The sequence below is a fragment of the Sinimarinibacterium thermocellulolyticum genome (assembly GCF_040327995.1).
Classification (GTDB): Bacteria; Pseudomonadota; Gammaproteobacteria; order Nevskiales; family Nevskiaceae; genus Solimonas; species Solimonas thermocellulolyticum.
In genome coordinates this window covers 189,737-211,145 of sequence record NZ_JBEPIJ010000005.1, presented here as the reverse complement: position 1 = coordinate 211,145, position 21,409 = coordinate 189,737, and the positions used below count along the sequence as shown (strand labels likewise).

Annotated in this window: 26 protein-coding genes and 1 pseudogene; 18 read left to right on the top strand and 9 right to left on the bottom strand. The window is 65.9% G+C overall.

The window, feature by feature from the left end; translation table 11 throughout:
* Window positions 1-2,766, bottom strand: a 2,766-nt coding sequence (locus tag ABSH63_RS06700) for a Tn3 family transposase (RefSeq protein ID WP_352888496.1), incomplete at its 3' end; no start/stop codon positions are given.
* Between the two features lie 219 nt (window positions 2,767-2,985).
* Here ABSH63_RS06700 and ABSH63_RS06695 point away from each other — a divergent pair.
* Window positions 2,986-3,345 carry a hypothetical protein gene (locus ABSH63_RS06695; protein WP_352888495.1) on the top strand — a complete coding sequence of 120 codons (360 nt, stop codon included), beginning with the start codon at window positions 2,986-2,988 and terminating at the stop codon, window positions 3,343-3,345.
* 64 nt (window positions 3,346-3,409) lie between these two features.
* On the opposite strand, the gene ABSH63_RS06690 is transcribed toward ABSH63_RS06695, so the two are convergent.
* The gene (locus ABSH63_RS06690; RefSeq protein WP_352888494.1) at window positions 3,410-4,351 is read right to left on the bottom strand and encodes a chromate resistance protein ChrB domain-containing protein; all 942 of its coding nucleotides are present in this window, start codon (window positions 4,349-4,351) and stop codon (window positions 3,410-3,412) included.
* 51 nt (window positions 4,352-4,402) lie between these two features.
* Between ABSH63_RS06690 and ABSH63_RS06685 the strand changes: the two genes are divergently transcribed.
* The 3 genes from ABSH63_RS06685 to chrA are packed head-to-tail and all read left to right on the top strand — an operon-like array spanning window position 4,403 to window position 7,340.
* On the top strand, window positions 4,403-5,224 hold the full coding sequence (locus ABSH63_RS06685; RefSeq protein WP_352888493.1) for a chromate resistance protein ChrB domain-containing protein: 822 nt from the start codon (window positions 4,403-4,405) through the stop codon (window positions 5,222-5,224).
* The gene (locus ABSH63_RS06680; protein ID WP_352888491.1) at window positions 5,221-5,964 is read left to right on the top strand and encodes a superoxide dismutase; all 744 of its coding nucleotides are present in this window, start codon (window positions 5,221-5,223) and stop codon (window positions 5,962-5,964) included. The genes ABSH63_RS06685 and ABSH63_RS06680 overlap by 4 nt, the downstream gene beginning before the upstream one ends.
* Before the next feature lie 20 nt (window positions 5,965-5,984).
* Window positions 5,985-7,340, top strand: a complete 1,356-nt coding sequence (gene chrA / locus ABSH63_RS06675; RefSeq protein ID WP_352888489.1) for a chromate efflux transporter — start codon at window positions 5,985-5,987, stop codon at window positions 7,338-7,340.
* Window positions 7,341-7,560: 220 nt separating this feature from the next.
* Here chrA and ABSH63_RS06670 read toward each other — a convergent pair whose 3' ends face one another.
* A complete protein-coding gene (locus tag ABSH63_RS06670) occupies window positions 7,561-7,791 on the bottom strand; it encodes a helix-turn-helix domain-containing protein (protein ID WP_352888488.1) in 231 nt (76 codons plus the stop codon).
* A 182-nt stretch (window positions 7,792-7,973) separates the two neighbouring features.
* Here ABSH63_RS06670 and ABSH63_RS06665 point away from each other — a divergent pair, with 182 nt between their 5' ends.
* The 5 genes from ABSH63_RS06665 (at window position 7,974) to ABSH63_RS06645 (ending at window position 9,492) form a co-directional block, all read left to right on the top strand.
* On the top strand, window positions 7,974-8,312 hold the full coding sequence (locus tag ABSH63_RS06665) for a hypothetical protein (RefSeq protein WP_352888487.1): 339 nt from the start codon (window positions 7,974-7,976) through the stop codon (window positions 8,310-8,312).
* Window positions 8,313-8,354: 42 nt separating this feature from the next.
* Entirely contained in the window at window positions 8,355-8,711 is a 357-nt protein-coding gene (locus ABSH63_RS06660) for a hypothetical protein (RefSeq protein ID WP_352888485.1), read from the top strand.
* Window positions 8,711-8,980 carry a hypothetical protein gene (locus ABSH63_RS06655; RefSeq protein ID WP_352888484.1) on the top strand — a complete coding sequence of 90 codons (270 nt, stop codon included), beginning with the start codon at window positions 8,711-8,713 and terminating at the stop codon, window positions 8,978-8,980. The genes ABSH63_RS06660 and ABSH63_RS06655 overlap by 1 nt, the downstream gene beginning before the upstream one ends.
* A 67-nt stretch (window positions 8,981-9,047) precedes the next feature.
* The gene (locus ABSH63_RS06650; RefSeq protein WP_434223253.1) at window positions 9,048-9,284 is read left to right on the top strand and encodes a histidine kinase dimerization/phospho-acceptor domain-containing protein; all 237 of its coding nucleotides are present in this window, start codon (window positions 9,048-9,050) and stop codon (window positions 9,282-9,284) included.
* Window positions 9,285-9,354: 70 nt separating this feature from the next.
* Window positions 9,355-9,492, top strand: coding sequence for a response regulator (locus tag ABSH63_RS06645; RefSeq protein WP_352888483.1), 138 nt, complete (start codon window positions 9,355-9,357; stop codon window positions 9,490-9,492).
* A 51-nt stretch (window positions 9,493-9,543) separates the two neighbouring features.
* Here ABSH63_RS06645 and ABSH63_RS06640 read toward each other — a convergent pair whose 3' ends face one another.
* The 5 genes from ABSH63_RS06640 to ABSH63_RS06620 all read right to left on the bottom strand — a co-directional run bounded on the left by ABSH63_RS06640 (window position 9,544) and on the right by ABSH63_RS06620 (window position 13,524).
* On the bottom strand, window positions 9,544-10,323 hold the full coding sequence (locus tag ABSH63_RS06640) for a hypothetical protein (protein ID WP_352888481.1): 780 nt from the start codon (window positions 10,321-10,323) through the stop codon (window positions 9,544-9,546).
* Window positions 10,324-10,378: 55 nt separating this feature from the next.
* Entirely contained in the window at window positions 10,379-11,716 is a 1,338-nt protein-coding gene (locus ABSH63_RS06635) for an ISL3 family transposase (protein WP_352888479.1), read from the bottom strand.
* On the bottom strand, window positions 11,713-12,705 hold the full coding sequence (locus ABSH63_RS06630; protein ID WP_352888477.1) for an AcrVA2 family anti-CRISPR protein: 993 nt from the start codon (window positions 12,703-12,705) through the stop codon (window positions 11,713-11,715). The genes ABSH63_RS06635 and ABSH63_RS06630 overlap by 4 nt, the downstream gene beginning before the upstream one ends.
* A 157-nt stretch (window positions 12,706-12,862) precedes the next feature.
* Window positions 12,863-13,237 carry a HepT-like ribonuclease domain-containing protein gene (locus ABSH63_RS06625; protein ID WP_352888476.1) on the bottom strand — a complete coding sequence of 125 codons (375 nt, stop codon included), beginning with the start codon at window positions 13,235-13,237 and terminating at the stop codon, window positions 12,863-12,865.
* Window positions 13,234-13,524, bottom strand: coding sequence for a nucleotidyltransferase family protein (locus ABSH63_RS06620; protein ID WP_352888475.1), 291 nt, complete (start codon window positions 13,522-13,524; stop codon window positions 13,234-13,236). The genes ABSH63_RS06625 and ABSH63_RS06620 overlap by 4 nt, the downstream gene beginning before the upstream one ends.
* Before the next feature lie 116 nt (window positions 13,525-13,640).
* On the opposite strand from ABSH63_RS06620, the gene ABSH63_RS06615 reads away from it, so the two are divergent.
* The 9 genes from ABSH63_RS06615 to ABSH63_RS06575 all read left to right on the top strand — a co-directional run bounded on the left by ABSH63_RS06615 (window position 13,641) and on the right by ABSH63_RS06575 (window position 21,184).
* Window positions 13,641-13,772, top strand: a complete 132-nt coding sequence (locus tag ABSH63_RS06615; RefSeq protein ID WP_352888473.1) for a hypothetical protein — start codon at window positions 13,641-13,643, stop codon at window positions 13,770-13,772.
* Between the two features lie 231 nt (window positions 13,773-14,003).
* Entirely contained in the window at window positions 14,004-14,564 is a 561-nt protein-coding gene (locus tag ABSH63_RS06610) for a Na+/H+ antiporter subunit E (RefSeq protein WP_352888471.1), read from the top strand.
* Window positions 14,557-14,877, top strand: coding sequence for an MrpF/PhaF family protein (locus tag ABSH63_RS06605; protein WP_352888470.1), 321 nt, complete (start codon window positions 14,557-14,559; stop codon window positions 14,875-14,877). Before ABSH63_RS06610 ends, ABSH63_RS06605 begins: the two co-directional genes overlap by 8 nt.
* Complete coding sequence (locus tag ABSH63_RS06600; protein WP_352888469.1) at window positions 14,874-15,227, top strand: cation:proton antiporter; 354 nt, start codon at window positions 14,874-14,876, stop codon at window positions 15,225-15,227. Before ABSH63_RS06605 ends, ABSH63_RS06600 begins: the two co-directional genes overlap by 4 nt.
* Window positions 15,217-16,143, top strand: a complete 927-nt coding sequence (locus ABSH63_RS06595; protein ID WP_352888467.1) for a hydrogenase subunit MbhD domain-containing protein — start codon at window positions 15,217-15,219, stop codon at window positions 16,141-16,143. Before ABSH63_RS06600 ends, ABSH63_RS06595 begins: the two co-directional genes overlap by 11 nt.
* Complete coding sequence (locus ABSH63_RS06590; RefSeq protein ID WP_352888466.1) at window positions 16,140-16,454, top strand: NADH-quinone oxidoreductase subunit K; 315 nt, start codon at window positions 16,140-16,142, stop codon at window positions 16,452-16,454. Before ABSH63_RS06595 ends, ABSH63_RS06590 begins: the two co-directional genes overlap by 4 nt.
* Window positions 16,451-17,980 carry a complex I subunit 5 family protein gene (locus tag ABSH63_RS06585; RefSeq protein ID WP_352888464.1) on the top strand — a complete coding sequence of 510 codons (1,530 nt, stop codon included), beginning with the start codon at window positions 16,451-16,453 and terminating at the stop codon, window positions 17,978-17,980. The genes ABSH63_RS06590 and ABSH63_RS06585 overlap by 4 nt, the downstream gene beginning before the upstream one ends.
* A complete protein-coding gene (locus ABSH63_RS06580) occupies window positions 17,977-19,473 on the top strand; it encodes a proton-conducting transporter transmembrane domain-containing protein (protein ID WP_352888463.1) in 1,497 nt (498 codons plus the stop codon). The genes ABSH63_RS06585 and ABSH63_RS06580 overlap by 4 nt, the downstream gene beginning before the upstream one ends.
* Window position 19,474: 1 nt before the next feature.
* Window positions 19,475-21,184 (top strand): proton-conducting transporter transmembrane domain-containing protein, encoded by a 1,710-nt coding sequence (locus tag ABSH63_RS06575; RefSeq protein ID WP_352888504.1) that lies wholly within the window; start codon window positions 19,475-19,477, stop codon window positions 21,182-21,184.
* Window positions 21,185-21,293: 109 nt separating this feature from the next.
* On the opposite strand, the pseudogene ABSH63_RS06570 reads toward ABSH63_RS06575, so the two are convergent.
* Window positions 21,294-21,401: pseudogene (locus ABSH63_RS06570) on the bottom strand (calcium/sodium antiporter); the annotation flags it as partial.
* Window positions 21,402-21,409 lie beyond the last annotated feature (8 nt).

Here is a 21,409-nt window from a genome sequence, read left to right as displayed (position 1 = left end):
GCGTGCTTCAGGATCGCAACGATCTGGGTTTCGGTGAAACGCGACTTCTTCATCAGAACCTCCTGGCTGTACGATGCCAGAAAGCTCTACTTTCAAGTTGTCGCCGCGGCGGGGAAGCTTACGATGGCGTATCGAATTCAGGTGGATCGCGTGCTGAAGGGTGTGAACAGACTCTCCACGATTCAGCACGCGATAGATCTCTCTGCGAAACAGAGGGTCCGTGAAGAAAATGCTGAGGTAGTTCGTTCGGCACAGGCGGCCGAGCGTCCTGCCGGCGTTGTAGATGGGGTCACCCTGAGCTACTGAGCCGAAACGCTGAAGCGCGGTCACAGCACTGACGGTTCCGTTGCTGATCGACGCGACGACGCGAACAAACTCATCCCACTGGTCTCGTACAACGTCGAGGTTCAACGTCCTATCAACAACGATTTTGATGTTCTCGGGAACGTCCATGTCCTTTGGCACGATGAGCCGTCGCTCTCGGAGATTCCTCAGCCGCGGGCAGAGATCGAAACCCAGCGCCCGTGCAACGGCCATAGCAAAGTCCGTATAGCCGTGCGTATCGACCCCCAACCGTTCGAGCTCGATCTCTGTCTGACGCAGCACGCCTTCAATCGCCGCACCGGCTTGGCGCTCCCCGAGCACAATAGGCATGTTGTGGATGATCGGGCTCTGGTCGTGAACATGGCTATACATGCCAATCGCAGGTACCTTGGTGCGGGGGTCTTTCCGCTGACACCAGAGGTGATGAGACGCTGCAAGCGCCATCATGTCAGCCGATGCCGACTTGCCATCCCCCCACAGCTTCGTGATGGGCAAGCTGCGTATGAACTCCAACACAACCTTGTTCGCCCTCTCAATGGCCGCGTCGTGCTCGAGTTCCTTCATCCAGGATGATATGTCGCCGACTGACAGCTCTGGAATCATGAGCGCAACGCCAATTGCCGTGATGTCAGTGCCGAGGCCGAGCAACCCGCCATAGGGTTTGAGCACGTCAAGATCAGTCCGCGGTCGGCGCCCAGCAAGCTCCGTTGAGAAGTGGGTCTTCGAGTCGACATCCAGCATCAACTCGGGTAGCTGAATCTTCCCGATCTCCTCCTCGAGAAGCGAATTAACCGCCGCGATCTCGGGGGGTACGGGCTCAGCTTCGAGAGCGTCGAGACCAATGTCTCGTTCGCGGATATGTATCTCGCCTGCCGCCTCAGCCTCGGCCACCGCTTTTAGCCCCAACCTCGCTTCTTCGATCATCGGGCCCAAGAATTCATCCGGGTCCCTCGACAAGCGCAGCTGGTTATAGTGGCGTGCCTTCTGCTTTTCCCACTTCTCGGATGAGATCAGAAGGTTGTCCCGGTCCCGATATGTGTCGCTATGATCGACCCAGGCACTGCCACGTCTGAAGGCCTTTCGAAGTTCGACCAACGTCGCAACCTCGAACGCGCGCATGGCGCGCTTCCTATCATCATCGTCAACAAGAGCCTGCCATTGCTTCGAGCAGTTGAACTTGCCTGCCGGAAGTTCCGTTGTTTCCTTGTCGTAGAGACCCCTGAGAATGCGCAGGCCCTCCACCGCGCGTTCATTGCCGACACCTTCGACTTTGAGCGTCGAGAGAGACCGCAACAATGGACGAACTTTGGGGTTGGACTCGGTGAGCTGCGCTCGTACAGCGGATGCTAGGCTAGGAAACAGCGTGGCCCCGAACATGTTCTGAATCTCGCGAATCTTCTTGCGAAGCTCCTCGGCGCTCATTGAATCGTCATTGTTGAATTCGAAGATGCTCGAGAGTGCTTGCCGATAGGTCAGCAACGTTTTCGCCTCGGACTTCTTCACCTTCTGCGTAGCGGAGCTGACCACATCCGAGGTCATCTTCCCACTCAGCTGGATGATGGTGTCGGTCGCTTGGTACAGAGTGACCTTCAGAAACGATACCAACAGCAACGCTTGCGTCACCGGCGCCAGGCGCTTGAACTGCGACGGGCTGCGATGCTGCATGGACAATGCAAAATCTCGTAGCCGCTCGATCGGTATGCTTTCGAGCTTGAGTTCGGCGACGCCCAGCTCTTTCAGGTATTCGACCTTCTCGAACATGACCTTCAGATTTTTCTGCGATCGTCGTCGCGGCGCTTGCTGCAGCCACTGAAGGTGCGTCTTTCCGTTCTTTCGATGCGAGAAAACGGCGTCAATCCAGCTCTGGCGGCGTTCTTCGGGGACCTCCTTGCATATGGCGACGTAGATTTCCTGCTCAGTGTCGTTCGACGCGCGAACGCAAATGTCACGCAGCGTCGAATGCGACGGAATCAGTAAGTTGCGGTCGTGGAGCCATTGACCAGCCATCGTCACAAGACGATCGACGTTACCTATGCCACGACTCGCGTCACGCATAGCGGCCAACAGCATTCGTTCCTGGCGATCGGTGTGGCTCTTCAAGTTCAGGTATTCAACCGCCCATACCTGATGCTCGATACGCGTGCGTTCACGGGTGTTGTACAGGGCGCGGAACGATGTGACCGCCGGCGGGGCTTCGCCGAGTTGGTCCGCTATGAACTTGACCAGTTCGCGAGGGATCGTGCGGAAACTTGTCAGCGTCCCGCCGGACATCCTGATAAAGCCGAGCTGGATACCAGCTGCGACTCGAAATCTGGTTCTGAACGCCTTCTTTATCGCGACGACATCTGCGTTACTGAGGTGAAAGAACTCCCCCAGCTCGAAGGCCGACAGGTCACCGGGGATGTGGCTGATGCCAAGAAATCGCTCACTCCACTGTCCCATGGCCGCCGCCCCGGTTGAGTCATCCTGAGCGATAGAGGCTACCGCCTGTTGGGGGCCCTGCCTACACCGGCTAGAAAGACCTTCGACGTCGGAATCAAACCATAAGCACTTGATTATCTTCGTTATTCTTGAACGACGACCGACAACTTATTGATTTTATTAGAAAGAGATAACGTCACTTTTTCCGCCGAAGTACAGATCACCCCACTCACCAAGGGCATGCCCAACGCGACGACGGCGCCGACGATGCTCGTGGCCCCGTTCTACGGCGCGGACAAGGACGGCTCGCGTGCCGGATTCAACGACGGCTTCGTCGATCGGATTCGACGTTGCGAGTATCCACAGTTCATGTGGGATCAGCTGCCGCTCGAAGGCGGCCCGCAAGCCTCGATTCTCAGGCTCGACCAGATCCAGCCCATCGGTCGTCACTATCACTCATACAAGACCTGCGGCTGGAAGCTGAGCGACGATGCCCTTGCGGTCTTTGACGATCTGATTCACTGGCAGATCTGGGGCGGTGTCCCCGAAGGCAGTGATCTGATCGCGTTCAGAGAACTGATGCGGGATACCTACGGCTAGGAAATTACTCTGCGAGTGCAAACCGCCCGTCGGCGTAGCCAGCGTGCGTCGTCCCGGATAACCGTCAGCCGCTGCTGCGAGACGCCGAGTAGATGGCATCGAAGCACTGCGAAGAAAGCGCGATCCTGGCGTCATCGTCGGCGTGACCGCTTTCGATGCCCTTGAGCAGGACGGATACTCCAGGGGTTTCCTCTTCGCGAAATTTTCCGTCCTTCAGGTCGAGGTCGTGAATGATCCGGCCGAGCAGCTGCAGCGCAGGATCGTCCAACCCGAAACGATCAAGCAGCACCTCGAACGTGCAGCGGTCCCCCTGATGGGTGTAGTCGCCGTCGTCCATGTCATAACGAAGCTGACCATTGACCACTGGCGCATCGCGATCCACGAACAGCAGCTTGGCGGCCGGGTCGATGAATCGCCTGATCAGCCAGGCGCTAGCCATTCGATCCACGCCGACGTGTTTGCGCGTCACCCAGGTGCGACCGCGCTGCTGAGCTCCAGCGTTCGGGGCTGTGCCGCGTGCTGAGCGCCGCGACAGCGCATCATTGATCTCGGTCAGCAGCCTCGTGGCGCTGTCGCGCCCTTCGGCGCCGAAGAAGTCGAGGGCGACGATCTGGTCCAGTCGCTTGCGTAGTTTGCGCACTCGCGTCCGGCATTCGTCTTCAGTCTCCGCCACATCCGCCGAGACTTGCAGCTCGCGCAGATCCTCGGTCAGCTGGGCGTAGTCGGCGTTGCGCGCCGCGTTGAACAGGCCGCGCAACTGCTGATCTGAAAGCCCGTCCACGAAACGCGCCGCACAGATCGAGGCCTCGCCGCCCAGACCCTCGATTTCCTTCTGCAGCCACTGGAAATCCTCGCGCGTGCGCTCGTTGCTCGGCAGAACATAGGCCGAGTTCTTGACCGCCACCGCGCCCAGCGCCTGAAGGCGCCGCCAGACCTTCACCCGCAGGTAATCCGGCTTCGGCGGAAGCGTGTGCAGGAACAGCAGCCAGTCCAGCGGTTCAGTCATAGCCAACCAAAAGACGATACATTCGTATCATAATCACGAAACACGAACCGGATGACGACCGTGCCGCTGCCATCGATTTCCGTGTCCGATCTGCTCGCAAGCCATGGGCGGGCCGAGGCCCCGCTGTGCATCGACGTCCGCCGCGAAGCGGACTTTACGGCGTCCGGGCGCCTGGTGTCGGGCAGTCTGCGCAGAGACCCGGCGATGTTCGAAACCTGGGCGAAAGATCTTGGTGCACGGTCGGTCGTCGTGCACTGCGCGCATGGCCGCGCGGTCAGCCAGGACACCTGCGCGCGGCTCGCGAACCTCGGCGTTGCAGCCCGTTACCTCGAAGGGGGCTATGCCGCCTGGTGTGCCGACGGCGGCCCGACCATTGCGTGGCGCGAGCCACTGCGATCGACGCCAGGCCGCTGGATCACCCGCGAGCGGCCGAAGATCGACCGCATCGCCTGTCCCTGGCTGGTTCGCCGCTTCATCGATCCGCTGGCTGAGTTTTTCTACGTGCCGACGGCCGAGGTGCGAGAACGCGGCCGCCAGCTTGGCGCGGAGCCCTACGACATCCCCGACGCGCGCTTCTCCCATGTCGGTGACCAATGCAGCTTCGACGCTTTCATTCGCCACTTCGAGTTGCGCGCCCCCGGGTTGGTGCATCTCGCCGCGATCGTCCGCGGCGCCGGCACGGCGCGGCCGGAACTCGCCGCGCAGGCGCCCGGATTGCTCGCGATCTCGCTGGGCCTCTCGGCGAATTATCCGGACGACCACGCGATGCTCGCGCAGGGCATGACCTTGTACGACGCGCTGTATGCGTGGTGCCGCAGCGCCGGCACCGAAGCCCACGACTGGAAACCCACGACGATGGAGATACGCCCATGAACGATGCATCCGATCCGCTGCTGACCCGCCGCGACGCCCTGGCTGTCATCGGCGCCACCGCGACGACCGCCTCGCTCCCGCTGTTTGCACAGGAGACGCCCGTGAACCCCTCCAGGCCGCTTCGCGCCGCCTTTTCCGCGGCCCACACCCCCAAGCCCCTGCGCTTCGATCCGGCCAAGCTCAAGGGCCTGTCCGAGAAGCTGATCCGCTCGCATTGGGAAAACAACTACATCGGTTCGGTGAAGACGCTGAACCTGATCGAGACCCGGCTCGCGAGCGCGATGCAGGACGCGGACTTTCCGTCCATCGTCTACGGCGGGCTCAAGCGCGAGGAACTGCATCGCGTCGGCTCGGTGATCCTGCACGAACACTACTTCGACAACCTCGGCGGCGACGGCAAGCCCGGCGGCGAGATCGCCAAGGCGCTCGCGCAGGTCTACGGCAGTACCGCAGCCTGGGAAGCGGAGTTCCGGCGCACCGCGATGTCGCTCGCAGGCGGTTCAGGCTGGTGCGTGCTGAGCTTCAACGCCGCAACCGGCGAGCTGCGCAACCAGTGGGCCTGGGACCACCTGCACGGGGCCATCGCCGGGCTGCCGCTGCTCGTGCTCGACATGTACGAGCACAGCTACCACATGGACTACGGCAGCGCGGCGGCGAAGTACCTTGATGCCTTTCTCGCCAACGTCGACTGGGCCATCGTCGATCAGCGCTTCCAGCATGCGCGCCGCCTGACCGCCTGAATCCGGGAATCCCCGCCGCGATGAATCACACCGTAGAGCCTTCCGCCGTCAGCTTCCGCGAGGCCTTTTTTGTCTGGCTGAAGATCGGCTTCATCAATTTCGGCGGGCCGGCCGGGCAGATCGCATTGATGCACCGCATCCTGGTTGAAGAAAAGCAGTGGGTCTCCGAAACCCGCTTCCTGCATGCACTCAACTACTGCATGTTGCTGCCGGGTCCGGAGGCGCAGCAGCTCGCCACCTACATCGGCTGGCTGCTGCACAAGACGCTCGGCGGCTTGGTCGCAGGACTGCTGTTCATCCTGCCGGGCTTCGTGCTGATGACCGTGATCGCCGTGGCCTACGTGGTCTGGGGGGAGCTGGACTGGATGCAGGGCCTGCTGTTCGGCATGCAGGCGGCGACCCTGGCGATCGTGATCGAGGCGGTGATCCGCGTCGGCAGGAAGGCGCTCAAGCACGGCGCGCTGTACGCGCTCGCCGGCCTGGCGTTTCTGGCGATCTTCGCGTTCAGAGTGCCATTCCCCGTCATCGTGTTCGCAGCGGGTCTGATCGGATGGGTCGGTAGCCGCTACGCGCCGCAGATCTTTCTGCCGCCGAGCACGGACGGGACGAGCAAGATGGGAGCCGATGACAGCTTGCCGGATCTTGCGCACCCGAGTTCAAGCTGGACCTTGCGCGTGCTGTTCTCCGGCGTCGTGCTGTGGGGTATTCCGGTGCTGCTGTTGCTCGTCCTGCTCGGTGCGCAGCACGTGTACACGCAGGAGGCGGTGTTCTTCAGCAAGATGGCAGTGGTGACCTTCGGTGGCGCCTACGCGGTGCTGGCCTACATGACGCAGCAGGCGGTGGAACGCTACGGCTGGCTCACGCCCGGCGAGATGGTGCAGGGCCTGGCGCTGGCAGAGACCACACCGGGGCCACTGATCCTGGTGCTCACCTACGTTGGCTTCCTTGGTGCGTATCGCGATCCCGGCAGCCTCGATCCGATGATGGCCGGCGTGTTCGGTGCGACGCTATCCACCTGGGTCACGTTCGTGCCTTGCTTCTTGTGGATCTTCCTGGGCGCGCCATACATCGAGCGCCTGCGCGGGAATCGTGCCCTGAGCGCGGCGCTCACGGGCATCACTGCGGCAGTGGTCGGGGTGATTTTGAATCTCTCGATCTGGTTTGCACTGCACGTGCTGTTCGCCGAGGTGCCGACCTGGAGCGGCTTGGGCCTGAACCTGCCGGTTCCGGAGCTGGACTCGATCCGCGTACCGGCGCTGCTGCTGGGCGCGGCTGCGATGCTCGCGCTGCTGAAGTTCCACGTGAACCTGATGTGGGTGCTGGCCGCCTGCGCAGGGACCGGCCTGGTTTTTCGGTACTCCGGGGTAGCGGGCTGAGCAGTCTTCCTATGACCAGACAAGGTCTCGGAAACATGTGCTTCGACGGTTTCGCCTGCGGACACCATGTCTGCAGCTCGTTGTCGATGCAGTACGGCGCTGCCTCGAGGCGGTCATGATGGGGACGCACTGATCGCGATCATCGGCGAGCGAAGGGCGGCGCCGGCGGAATCTCCCGGCCGATCTGGTCACCGCCGGTGTTGTTTGGCAATGGTCAAGTCTATGGCGGTCGCCGCAGCAACTGTGCGCCATCGACGTCGAATGCCTCAGCAAGCTTGTCGATCGTATCGACCGTGATCGCCGACTTCGCGGACTCGAGGCGGCTGATGTACCGCTGACTCACGCCGGAGCGGTGTCCGAGATCCTCCTGAGTCCAGCGCCGCGCGAGGCGCTCATTGCGCACATTCACAGCGAGCCTTTCGCGAAGGCTGATTTTGCGCGGTCGGACCATGCACGAAGGCTTGGGTCCGGCCCGTGGACTGTCCACGACCTATAGGTCATAATGCGCGCGCCGGCGCTCCCTGGCGCTCGAAATGCCTGTCGATGTGTCAGCGGACAGTCCGAAGCCGCGACAGGCCAGCTGGGGCATGCGGTCGAACCCATCCAGAACACCGGAAAATCAAGGGGTCGAGCGTGTCCTTTGTTCTCGTCTACGGCGATCACGAGATGACGCTTCCACTGCAGTTTGAAGCGCATGTCGAGGAAAAGCTGATCCGCCTGATGAGGGCGTCGCCGGACTCTCCGCTGCAGGAGCGCAGGCGGCTGGAGCTGTCGTCCAGCATCGTCGAGGTGATCTCGTCGATGCTGGAGAACAACGTGATCCCCCCTTCGGAAAAGCAGGTCAAGTACGCGGTCGCGATTGCCCGCGAACTGAACCTGCAGATCCCGGCCACGGTGCTGCAGCACCGCGACGCGATGACCGAGTTTCTGGCCAACCACGCCGAGACGTACCGGAAAAGTCGCGTGCGCTGACGCATTCGAACGTCAGCGCCTGCACGACGCGGGATATCGAAGTTGATCGACGTACTGCTTGCGGGGCCGCTGGGCGGTTCCGCGCTTGAGCGGCATATCGCTCGGGGCGAGGTGATCGTCCAGGTCCAGGACCGTCCCGACCGCGAGTTTCGGGAGGTCAGCTGGTGCCAGTACGGCATTGTGCCGACGAACGAAGTGGCTGTGACCGCGCGCTGCGGGCCGATTGCATTCTTCGCGCTGGCCCCGTCCTGGCTCGCCTTCCCCGGCATGGCGGATCGACTCTTCGGTGCCGACGTCTTGGACGTTCAGCTCGGCCAGGAACTGGCCGATGCGCTCTGGAGTCGGCACGGCAGCGTGCTGGTCGCACAGGCCTTGACCCTGCGCACGGGGAGCGTCTGATGACTGCCGAGCAGCGCGCGCGATTTGCTCGCGAGATCCGCTTGCGCAGGCGAGCCTATCCGGATCAGATGCTTCGAGTCCTCCAGGACCACGCCGGCTGGTACTACGTCCTTCGACTGGCGGGCACTCCGGATTTCGGTCCGTACCTGCTCGACGAGATCACCGACGCGTTCGATGTCGAGCCCGAACCGATTTCCGTGCACGAGCTGGACCCACTGGTGCGCGAGAATTCCGACGCCGCTCGCGAGGCTGTGCTCCGCAATCTCTGAGTAGACCTCATCACCAGTGCCCCGGTGCTGCTCAGCGGAATTTCCGCCTACCTGCGCCTACCTGCTGTTGTTCAGCGGCGTGGTGCGGCTCGCCGAGCGCCTGCAGAACGCCAGCGCCTTGCTGGCCGCGCGCGCGGTCGAAGCGCAGGCGGCGAGCCTGGCCAAGACCCAGTTCCTGTCGCGGACCAGTCACGAGCTGCGCACGCCGCTCAACGCCATTCTCGGTCTCGCACAACGGCTGGTGGAGCCCGCCAATCTGCGCCACCAACGTAGTCAGCACCACCGAGCCGGAACAGGTTCGTAATCTCCACGCCGCGTTCGATCCGACCTCGTGCTGCTCGATCTGATGATGCCGGGCCTGTCCGGCTATGCCCGTGCTGGAGCGTCTGGAGCGACAGCGCACGGCCGACGAGTTCCGGCCGGTGCTGGTGCTCACCGCTGACGCCACCAGCCAGGCCAAGCAGCGTGCGCTGTCGCTGGGGGCCAAGGACTTTCGGGTATTGCGAATTTGATGTTGTTGGACCCGTGACTGGGCATAGCCCGAGTTGTGGCGACGATTGTTGCTAGGTGGCTTTCGTCCGCGCGGCGCCTTGCCGTCTTGCCCGCTTACAGCGGTGCTTGAGCAACAACGCGTCCAATACCTTTCCAGCGTCGTCGCTGGACATATAGCTCAGTTTCTTGCCGAGCGTCGGCCATGCCTGCAGGGTTGCATGACGTACTTGCTGGGGAGGCAAGCCTGCCAAGATGTCCTCAACCATCGGCTGACCGACCACGTTGGCCGGCAAGTCGAACTCCTCCAGGTGGTGCCAAACGCTTCGTGCAATGTCCTGGAGGTCGCTGACGCTGCTCAGGTGAGCGGCGAAAATGGCCAGGCTGATTGGCTTGTCGCACTTGGGGCAGCGGAATCTCTTCACGTCCACCCGATCAGGGACATGAGGCGGAGGCACTGCTGGCATCTGCCCGAGAAGGACAGCCAACCCCAGCTCCTCGTCTGACATCGCCATGACTCGGTCGATCGTGCCCTTGCGGATCTCCGATGCACAGGCGAGAACGCTCTCGCACCCACTTTCCAGATCGATGAGCTGCTTCTCGAACTGGTCCAGTTGTTTTCCTTGCTGCGCAGTCGGACGTGCTTTCCGCCAGTGCGCCAAGTGGGACCGCATCATTGGGATCGTCTGCGACTTCGTTTCCGTATACAGCCGCAAAATGCGATCGATGCCCTCGTCGTCCATGAGATGAGGCTGGCGGCGTGCCTTATCCAGGTTGGCCAGCAGTTCTCGAATCACGTCGAGCTGCTCCGCGTTCATCTTGATCGACAACGGCAGGATGCTGATCGATTGCATGGCTACTTCCAGTCGTGAGGTATGGATGGCGGCAGTTCTGCTGGCGTTCACACCACTACAGTTCGCCAGATTCCAGCAGCCTGGTGAGCGTCGCGATGTCGACACCATAGTTCAGCATCGGCTCGGTGCTCCCTGTGAACTCGCGCCTGGGCCTGGTCGTCTGGAAGCTGGTCATCCGGTCCATGTACACGTCTCCGACGGTCACCTTGCGTTCAAACTTCGGCCGGCGGACCTGCGCGCGATCCGTGAACAGCACCTTGGCGCGGAGCGCGTCGAAGCTGTAGCCCCGGCCCAGGCGGTTCATCAGCCGGATCAGGTTGTTCATGCTCTCGCTGAACGCGTTGGTGATCCGGTGATCGAAGTACGTGAGGATCAGCGGCCCCCAGTTGCGGAATGCGCTGGTGATGTCCTTGAACGCCGGCGCGACGCGATCGGACAGGCTGTCCTCCCAGGCTTGGTAGTAGCGCTGAGCGTCCGCCTTGGTCCGACACTCGTAGAAACCGTAGAACGCTTCCTTGGCCCGATACGCTTCGCCCAGCAGCGGGTAGTTCGCCGTCCAGCCGTCGAGCAGCAGCTTTTCGCGGTCGGTGAGGTCCCCAGGACGCTTGAGCATCACGAAGCGGTCGTGCATCAGCCCTCGTCGCTGAGGAGCCGTCAGCGAGGCCCTATGCGCTTTGCGAACGGCCTCGACAGCGCCATTGGCCATCCGCAGCACATGGAACTTGTCGACGACGATCGTCGCCTGCGGAAGGACGGTCTGGCAGGCATCGCGGTACGGCGTCCACATGTCCATCGCCACGTACCGCACTTTCTCGCGGCCTGGCAGCCGCGTCAGGTACGTCGCGACCGTCGTCTTGTTGCGGTTCGGCAACATCTCGACGATCGTGTTGCGCTCGATGTTGCCGATCACACACCGCGGCTTGCGGATGATGTGAATCTCGTCGATGCCCATCATCTGTGGCGCCTCGAAGCGGACCTTCTTCTCCAGCTCACCGACGTAATTGGAGAAGATCAGTGTGACGGTCTGGCGGTCGACGCCGCATTCCTCGGCGACGTGCAGGAATGGGCGTTTTACGGCCTGCTCGCCGATCCACTTGACCAAGCGCCGGGTCATGTTGCGGCGATCGTCGACTTCGGGGATGTCGGCTGTGAAGGTCTTGCCGCAGGACTTGCAGCGATACCGCTGCCGGTCGAGATAGATGCCCACGCGCTTGCCGTGAACCGGCAGATCGCGAATCAGGACCTCATACGGGGTGTGCTTGATGATCTGCCGCGACTGACAGTGTGCGCAGGCCGCCGGAGACACTTCCGTCGTCGCCCGGACGTGATAGTCGTGCTCGGACTCCTCGACCTTCTGTGGATGAAGGTGACGGAGGTTCAGGATGCTCGTCACAGCCGGGCCTTTTGGCGCTCTCCGGCCTCGTAGATGTGCCCGTGAATCATCTGCCCCGCCCCGGCATTCACTAGGGTCGGCATGATCCAGATCAGTTTGTGATCTCGAAGCTCAGGTCCGCACGCCTGCTGTCGCCAATGCCCTCGCCGCCAATGAGCGGATAGGGATGTGGCGCCGTCGCCGATCGTGGGACTCTTGAAGTGGCGCCCGCAGAGATACACTTTTCGGTATCCCATAGACGCCAATTTGCTCGTAGCACGCCGTGCCTCGGTAGGCTTCGTTGAACGAGCTTGAGCCGCCAAGCGACGAGGCGCATGGGCCGGATAGTCGAGTTCCACTTCTCGCTTGTCGTACACGAGGTACAGCAGCGCATTGACGACTAAGCGGGCCAACTGATCCGTCTGCTCACGCCAAATAACGCATTCTTCATCGGGCGTCCACGTCGTGATCGCTTCTCGATGCGGCTTGATCGTGTACTCGTAACCGCTGCTGGCGAGTGCGTCCTTCGCTCTCCGCTCCTGTCGCCAGTAGTCGAACTCCGTCATCCCGGTGTATGGATTCTCGAATGGAGCCGCGAGTATCTCGCCGAAGGTCGTTCCATCGTCGAAACCGAGGCGACATTCGAAGTAGCCGAGTTTGTGATCCTCCTGGATGCGTTTGAGGAACGACCATCTGGGCGCCTCCGCCATCCAGGGCGCGACCGGCGTAGCCCACAGGGATATCCCACCGTTCGGACCGCTGTCGATGTCCACGTAGACACCGTCCAGCGGAAGTCCAGTCAAGGCAGATCGGATTCCAGCTTCAACACCGAAGTGAATAAACAGGGAGTCATAAGGGGCGCGAATGAGCGTAGTGGGAACGTCGTCCACCGCAGAGTGCATAAGCATCTGAACAAGCGCCGACGGGAAGCTGAAGATGGCCCTGCCAGCATTCTCGTATGGTGTGTAGTAAGCCCAGGCGCAATCTTCGGCCTCTTCGAGGCGCTTCATTTCTGCGTTCGACACCAAGCCATCCCGCGTTGCGCCAGTGCCGGACCCTGGCGCAGTCTCTTCTGCGTGATGAACTGACTCCCAGAACTTTAGGCGATCGTCGTCATCGCCGCGAATAATCTCGAACCGCTCTGGATGGTATTGCGTAGCGTGCCCGCTACCGGTCCTCATGACAGACCTTTTGCAGCAGCACTTTGATCTGCATTTCGAGGGTTGGAAGATCGTTCTTCACCGTGCTCCACACGACGCCGACATCCACATCGAAATAGTCGTGGATCACCTTGTTGCGCATGGTGCGCATCAGCTTCCACGGAATGTGTCCTGACGCCTCGACGATCGACGGCGAAAATCGCTCCAGCTTGACGGCCGCTTCACCGATGATTTCAAGGGTCCGCACGACCGCATCCTGCGCCATGCCGTCCATCTCGAAGTCAGCCAGTGTGTCGAATGAAGACACGTAGTCGACTGCCCGGGCGATGGCGTCCAGCATGTGCTGCAGATAATCGGCCGCGCGCAGCTCGTGGCGACTCACAGTGGCAGCGCCTCTGAGAGCACTCGATCCCGAAAACGCTTTGGAAGCGCCTTGGGCGTCAGGACATCAACGCGCACGCCCAGAAGCTCTTCGGCTGCACACTGCAGTCCCGCAATCGTGAACAGCGTCGTTTCCGGTGTAGGGTCAACGAGAAGGTCAAGGTCACTATCGTCTTGATCCATCCCAGCGGCCACCGATCCGAATACTCGCGGCCGCGACAAGCCGTATCGCTCGACAATGCGGCGAAGCTCGGTGCGGTGTTCGGCGAGGGCGATCGAAGGTTTCATGCGTCTCGGACTCTAGCAGACGATACAGGTCCAAACAACGCCAGATTCGCACTTTATCGCCTATCTACCGGCGAACTCCAACAACAGAGAATTCGCCATACCCGGACTTTCTTACCATGCCCTTCGACCCCGTCGAAGCGATGCTGCAAGTCTCGAACCTGTTGGAAACCCGGCTGCTGCACAAGCGCCTGCGGCCGCTGGTGCAGGAGGCGGCCATGCTGCCGAAGGGGGCGAGGACCAGGGAATGAATCCCCGCCGAAGTCGCCGCGCGAAGATCGTTCCCGATAAGGCACCGCGCCCGACACCGGTCCTGGTTGAAGTCGGTTCCCTATCGCACGTAGGCGGAGGAAAACGAAGCGGCGACAAGGCTGCCGACGCGGCGCCGTGCTAGCCTTCTCGCGGCGCCGCAAACGATCACACAATCCCGATGACGGTCGTGCGCCGACGCAGGCGCCGGCACCGAGGTCGAAGAGGGAGCCATGCAAGCGAACCACCACCTCCACCCCAACCGGGGGGAGCCGGTCAGGCCGGCGAAGTCCGTCACCGCGCGGTCGCTGGCGCTGGCCGCGCTGCTGGCGTTGCTGTGGTTCGTGCTGGCCGGCGGCGATGCCTCGTCCTGGATCGTCGGCGTACCGACGATCGTTGCCGCGCTGCTGCTGGCGCGGCGCGTTGCGGCGCCGGCCACGGTCTGGCGGCTCGATCCGGCAGGCGCGCTGCGTTTTGCGGTCTTTTTCGCGCGCGAATCGGTGCGTGGCGGTTTCGACGTCGCGGGGCGGGTCAGCGCGCGGCAGCCGCGCATCGCACCGGGCCTGGTGCGCTATCGCTGGCGCCTGCCCGCCGGCAGTCCGGCGCGTACGCTGTTCGTGCTGTGCGCCAGCCTGCTGCCGGGCACCCTGGTTGCGGCCGCCGACGATCGCGAACTACTGATCCACGCGCTCGACGCCACCGCCTCCGTCGCTGGCGAGCTGGCCGCGCTGGAGCAGCATGTGGCCCGGCTGTTTGCGCTGCGCCTGCCGGCGCCGGAGGCTGGCGATGCCTGAGTGGATGTCGCCGGTCCTCTGGATCGCGGCGGCCGGCGTGCTGGCGACGATTGCCCTCGGCCTGGTGCGGGTGGAACGTGGCCCGTCCAACGGCGACCGCATGCTGGCGGCGCAGTTGCTGGGCAGCGGTGCAGTGGCCGTGCTGCTGCTGCTGGCCCGCGCGACCGATGTGCCGGCCTTGCTCGACGTGGCGCTGGTGCTCGCGCTGCTGGCCGGCGTCGCCGGTGTGGTGTTCGTGCGCCGCATCGGCGTGCAGCCGCCCGAACGCGACGCGGGCCGCAACGCAAGCGCCGCGGGGGACGGGCCCTCGTGAGCGGCGATGAGCTGCGCGGCGCGCTGTCGCTGGTGTTCATCGGCGCCGGCATGCTGTTCTTCCTGGCCGGCAGCGTCGGCGTGCTGCGTCTGCCCGACCTGCTGTCGCGCCTGCACGCGCTGACCAAGGCCGACAACCTCGGCCTCGGCCTGGTCGTGCTGGGGCTTGCGCTGCAGGCCGACGACACCTTCGAGGTGCTGCGGCTGCTGCTGGTGTGGCTGCTGGTGCTGTTCGCCAGTTCGGTGGCCTGTTACCTGGTGGCGCAGTCGGCTCTGCGCGCACACGGCGACCCGGCGGCCGCGACGGCCGGCCCCGAGGGTTCCGGCGAGGACGCCCGCGATGGCCGCTGAGGTGCACGCGCTCGACCTGGTGCTCGTCGTGCTGCTGGTCTGGCTGGGCTGGCGCGCGCTCGCCAGCGCCGACCTGTTCAAGGCGGTCGTGCAGTTCATCGTCTTCGGGCTGCTGCTGTCGCTGGCCTGGGTGCGCCTGGGCGCGCCCGACGTGGCGCTGGCCGAGGCGGCCATCGGCGCCGGGCTGGCCGGGGCGCTGCTGCTGGACACGCTGGCGCGCCTGGGCCGCGACGGCGCGGCCGACGAAACCCGACCGCTCGGCCTGACGCCGGCGCGCGCCGGCATCGCGCTGGCCTGCCTCGGCCTGGCGGGCCTGCTCGTGGCTTCGGTGCTGCTCCTGCCCGAATCCTGGCGTGGCCTGACGGGTCCGGCCCTGCAGCAACTGGGCAACAGCGGCGTGAGCAATCCGGTGACCGCGACGCTGCTCAACTACCGCGGCTGGGACACCTTGCTCGAGGTGGGCGTGCTGCTGCTGGCGGTGCTGGGGCTGTGGATTCTCGATGTCGAACCGCCTCTCCCGCCGCCCGCACCCGATCCGATGCTGGGGCTGTTGCTGCGCATCCTGCTGCCGCTGGCCGTGGTGGTGGCGGGCTACCTGCTGTGGGTCGGCGCGCATGCCCCCGGCGGCGCCTTCCAGGGCGCGGCGCTGCTGGCTGCCGGCGGTGTGCTGTGGCATCTGGCGCGACCGCTGTCGCTGCCGGCCACGGCACCGGTGCGGGCGGCGGTCGTGCTGGGCTTCGCGGTCTTCCTGGGCGTGGGCGTCGCAATGGCAGCGTTCGGCGGCGGCTTCCTGAGCTTCCCGCCCGCCTGGGCCGGTGCACTGATCCTGCTGATCGAGACCGCCGCGATGCTGTCGATCGCCGTGATCATGCTGGGACTGTTCGTCGGCGGCCGGACGGGAAAGGCCGGCGAGTGAGTCTGGCACTGCTCTACGGCCTGGCCGGCATCGTGCTGGTGGCGATGGGCCTGTACGCCGCCCTGGTCGCACGCCACGTGCTGCGCCGCCTGCTCGGCCTGAACGTACTCGGCGCGGGCGTGTTCATGATGCTGGTGGCGCTGGCCTCGCGCGCCGTGGACAGCGCCGGCCGTCCCGACCCGGTACCGCATGCGATGGTGCTCACCGGCATCGTCGTCGCGGTCAGCGCCACCGCGCTGGCGCTGGCGCTGCTGCGCCGCATGCACCGCCACGACGGCAGCGCGCAGCTGCCGGAGGATCGCGCGCCATGAGCGGCGGCGCCTGGCTCATCGCCGTGGCGGCCGTGCCGCTAGCCGCCGCGGTGGCGGCCTTGTTGGCCGGCCGGCGCGGTGCCGCCGCCGCGGGGCTGCTGGGCAGCCTGCTCGGCACGGTCGCGGTGCTCGGCCTGGCCGCCGCGGTCCTGGACGGCGGCGTGCAGGAGGTGCTCATGGGCGGCTGGGCCGCGCCGCTGGGCATCGCGCTGCGCGCCGACGGCCTGGCGACCGCCATGCTGCTGATGACCGCGATCGTCGGCAGCGGGATCGCGCTGTACGCCTGGCGCTACTTCGGCGCAGCGCATGCCACCGGCGCGCACGAGTCCCCGGCCCCGCCACACGACGTTCGGGCCGGCCGGCCCGAGACGACGACCGACCGGCCGGACTGGCTGTTCTGGCCGGTCTGGCTGCTGGCCTGGGGCGCGCTCAATGCGCTGTACCTGTCGGGCGACCTGTTCAACCTGTACGTGACGCTGGAACTGCTGGGCCTGGCCGCGGTGGCACTGGTGGCCCTGGCCGGCGCCGGTGCGGCGGCAGCGGCCCTGCGTTACCTGCTGCTGGCGCTGCTCGGTTCGATGCTCTACATCCTGGGCGTCGAACTGCTGTATGCGGCATACCAGACGCTGGACCTGCAGCAGTTGCGCGCGCGCGTGCAGCCGAGCCTGTCGGCAGGCCTCGCCGCGGCGCTGATGACCACCGGGCTGCTGGTCAAGACCGCCGTCTTCCCGCTGCACTTCTGGCTGCCGCCGGCGCACGGCGCGGCGCCGGCGCCGGTGTCGGCGGCGCTGTCGGCGCTGGTGGTCAAGGCCGGCTTCTACCTGCTCGCGCGCCTGTGGCTGGATCTGTTCGGCGCGCTGCCCTGGCAGGCAGGGCCGGTGCTGCTCGGCGTGCTCGGCTGCGGGGCGGTGCTGTGGGGCGGCGTGCAGGCCTTGCGCCAGCAACGGCTCAAGCCGATGATCGCCTACTCCACTGTCGCCCAGCTCGGCTACCTGCTGATCGCGCTGCCGCTGGCCGGACAGGGTGCGGGCGGCGCTGCCGCAGGCGCGTTGACCGCGGCCGTGCTGCTGGCTGCCAGCCATGCGGCGGCCAAGGCCTCGATGTTCCTGTGCGCCGGCTCGCTGCTGGCCGCCTACGGGCACGACCGCATCGCCGCGCTAGCCGGCTTCGGCGCGCGCCTGCCGCTGACGGCCACCGCCTTCGCGCTGGCCGCGCTCAGCCTCGTCGGCCTGCCGCCGACCGGAGGATTCGTCGGCAAGTACCTGCTGGTGGAGGCGGCGGTGCGGGCCGGCGCCTGGGGCACGGTCGCCGTCGTGTTGGCGGGCAGTCTGTTGTCCGCGATGTTCCTCTTCCACGCGCTGTCGCGCGCTTTCGTCGAGGGTGGCGAGCCGCCGCCCGGCGGCGCGGTGCCGCGAGCACCGACGGCGCCGCAGTTGGTGTCGCTCGCGCTGGCGCTGCTGGCCGTGGGCCTGGCCCTGGTCGGCGGGCCGCTCGCGGCTCTGCTGGCCACCGGGGTCGCGCCATGACCAACGTCTCCTGGGTGCCGGTCGCCGTGGTGGCGAGTTCGCTGCTGCCGGGGCTGGTCATCTTCGCGCTGCCGGAGCACCGGCGCAGCTTGCGCACCGCGCTGAACCTGGCCGGCGCCGCCGCCAAGCTGGTTTTCGTGCTCGTCATGCTGTGGAACGTGGGCCGCTTCCAGGACTACGAGGCCCGCCTGGCGCTGCTGCCGGGCCTGGACCTGGTGTTGCGTGCCGACGAATGGAGCCTGCTGTTCCTGACCCTGTCGGCCCTGCTGTGGGTGGTGACCACGGTCTACGCGGTGGGTTACCTCGAGGACTCGCCGCATCGCAGCCGCTTCTTCGGCTTCTTCAGCCTGTGCGTCTCGGCCACCGCCGGCATCGCGCTGGCGGGCAACCTGTTCACGCTGTTCGTCTTCTACGAGATCCTGACGCTGGTGACCTATCCGCTGGTCATCCACCGCGGCACGCCCGCGGCGCTGGCCGCCGGGCGCAGTTACCTGATGTACACGCTGCCCTCCGGCGCACTGCTGCTGCTGGCCGTGGTCGGGGCCCAGGTGTTGACCGGGCCGCAGGACTTCACCGGGGGTGGCTACCTCAAACCCTTTGCCGACGGGCGCGCGGGTATGCTGGTGCTGCTGTTCGCGGCGCTGATCATCGGCTTCGGCGTCAAGGCCGCGCTGGTGCCGTTGCACGGCTGGTTGCCGCGGGCGATGGTGGCGCCGGCGCCGGTGTCGGCGCTGCTGCATGCAGTGGCGGTGGTCAAGGCCGGCGCCTTCGCGATCCTGCGCGTGGTCTACGAGGTCTTCGGCATCGAGTTCGCCGCCACGCTGGGCGTGCTGACGCCGCTGGCCGCCGCCGCCGCGCTGACCATCGTCTACGGCTCGTGGCGCGCACTGGCGCAGGACGAGCTGAAGAAGCGGCTGGCCTACTCGACCGTGAGCCAGGTGTCCTACATCGTGCTCGGCGCGGCCGTGCTGGGGCCGGTGTCCACCACCGGCGCCGTCGTGCACCTGGTGCACCAGGGCCTGATGAAGATCACGCTGTTCTTCAGCGCCGGCAACTATGCCGAGACGCTGGGCGTGCACCACGTCAGCGAGATGGATGGCATCGGGCGGCGCATGCCGCTGACCACGGCCGCGTTCACCGTGGGCGCGCTGGGCATGATCGGCGTGCCGCCGGTAGCCGGCTTCGTCAGCAAGCTCTACCTCGGCGCCGGCGCGGCGCAGGCCGGGCAATGGTGGGTGATTGGCGTGCTGGCGCTGTCGAGCCTGCTCAACGCGCTCTACTTCCTGCCGATCCTGCACCGGGCCTGGTTCCGCCCCGCCCGCGGCCCCTGGCCCGAGGAGCACGGCCGCGGCCTCGACGCTAGGCCGATGCTGCTGGTGCCGGTGCTGCTGACGGCGCTGTTCTCGCTGGGCGTGGGCGTGTTCGCGGCGATGCCCTGGAGCCCGCTGGACTGGGCGCGGCTGATCGTGCGGCGGGAGTATGTCGGTGGCTGAGATGCCGTCCGATGTGCTCGCCACGCTGAGCTGGCTGGCGCCGGCGCTGCTGCCGCTGGCCGCGCTGCCGCTGCTCGCGCGCGCGCGGCAGCGGCTGTACGCGCTGCTGCCGCTGGCCGCGCTGCCGGCCGTGGCCGTGGCCCTGTTCGCCACGCCCGGCAGCGTGGACCTGCCGTGGCTGTTCCTCGGCGCGCGCTTCGGCCTGGACGAGAGCAGCCGCGTCTTCCTGCTGTTCACGGCGGCGCTGTGGCTGGCGGGCGGGCTGCATGCCGCCGGCTACCTGCACGACGACCCGCGCCGCCGCGCCTTCTGGCTGTTCTGGCTGGCCGCGATGGCGGGCAACTTCGGCCTCGTGCTGGCGCTGGACGCAGCGAGTTTCTACGTCTTCTTTGCGCTGATGAGCTTTGCCTCCTACGGGCTGGTGGTGCACGCGCGCACGCCCGAGGCGCTGCACGCCGGCCGCGTCTACCTGGCGCTGGTGGTGCTGGGCGAGCTGGCGCTGTTCGCGGCGATCGCGCTGGCCTGGCACGCCGCGGGCAGCCTGCAGTTCGACGCCATCGCCTCGGCGCTGGCCGGATCGCCCCAGCGCGACGCGGTGATCGCCCTCACGCTGGTGGGCTTCGGCATCAAGGTCGGTGCATTGCCGCTGCACGTGTGGCTGCCACTGGCGCATCCGGTGGCGCCGACCCCGGCCAGCGCCGTGCTGTCGGGTGCGATGATCAAGGCCGGCCTGCTCGGCTGGCTGCGCCTGCTGCCGCTGGGCAGCGCGGCGGCACCGGCCTGGGGCGAGACGCTGATCGCGCTCGGCCTGGCCGCCGCCTTCGCCGCGGCGCTGGCCGGCGCCGTGCAGCGCCAGGCCAAGGCGGCGCTGGCCTACTCGAGCATCAGCCAGATGGGCTTCGTCACCGTGGCGGTCGGCATCGCGCTGGCCGTGCCGGCCGCGGCACCGGCGGCCGTTGCCGCGGCCACGCTCTACGCCTTCCACCACGCCTTTGCCAAGGCCGCGCTGTTCCTCGGTGTGAGCCTCGCCGGCGCGCCCACGGCCCGGGCGCGTGCTCTGTGGATGATCGGTGTGGCGCTGCCGGCCCTGGCGCTGGCCGGCGCGCCGCTGACCAGCGGCTACGCCGCCAAGGCGGCCTTGAAGACCGCGCTGCCTGCAGGCTTCGAGAGCGTGGCCGCGGCGCTGACGCTGGCGGCGGCCGGCACCAGCCTGGTCATGTTGCGCGTGGTCTGGCTGATGCGCCAGGACGCGGGCGCCGGCGCGCACGCCTCGCACGCCCCCAACGCCGCCATGTGGGCGGGCTGGGCGCTGCTGGTGGGCTGCAGTCTGCTGGGCTGGGCCGCAGCCGGTCGCCTCGCCGATCTGTGGCCCGCGACAACTGGCGCGTGGCTCGGCGCGGTCTGGCCGCTGCTGCTCGGCGCCGCGCTGGCCGCGCTGGCCGTGGCGTGGCGGCGTCGCTCGGCCGGCGGCCGCGGGTTCACGGTGCCGCCGGGCGACCTGCTGGTGCCCCTGCTCGCGCTCGCGCGCCAGGGGCCGCCGCCAGTGCCGGCAGCGCACGCCGGTCACGGACCGGAAGACGAGGCCCAGGCCGTCGTGCCGTCATGGCCGGCGCTGGGCCGGGCCGAGGCCGCGCTGTCCACGCGCGGCGGTCTGGCCCTGGCAGGCATCGCGGCCGCGCTGGCCGCGCTGCTGATCGGGCTGGCCGTCTGAGCCGGGCTCGAATGGCCGGTGCGTGGGTGAGGCCACCGACGCATACATCTTCCCCGGTTGTCACGAATCGCCACCTTGGAGCCACCGATGATCGGCGTAATGGCGCCAAAGGCATGCCAGCGTGTCGGGCGGCGGCTGCCGCGCCTTCGACAAAACGATCCGCACTCCACACCAATAAAGCAAAACCGCCCAGGATGGCGAGTAAAGCCCAGGTCATAATCACTC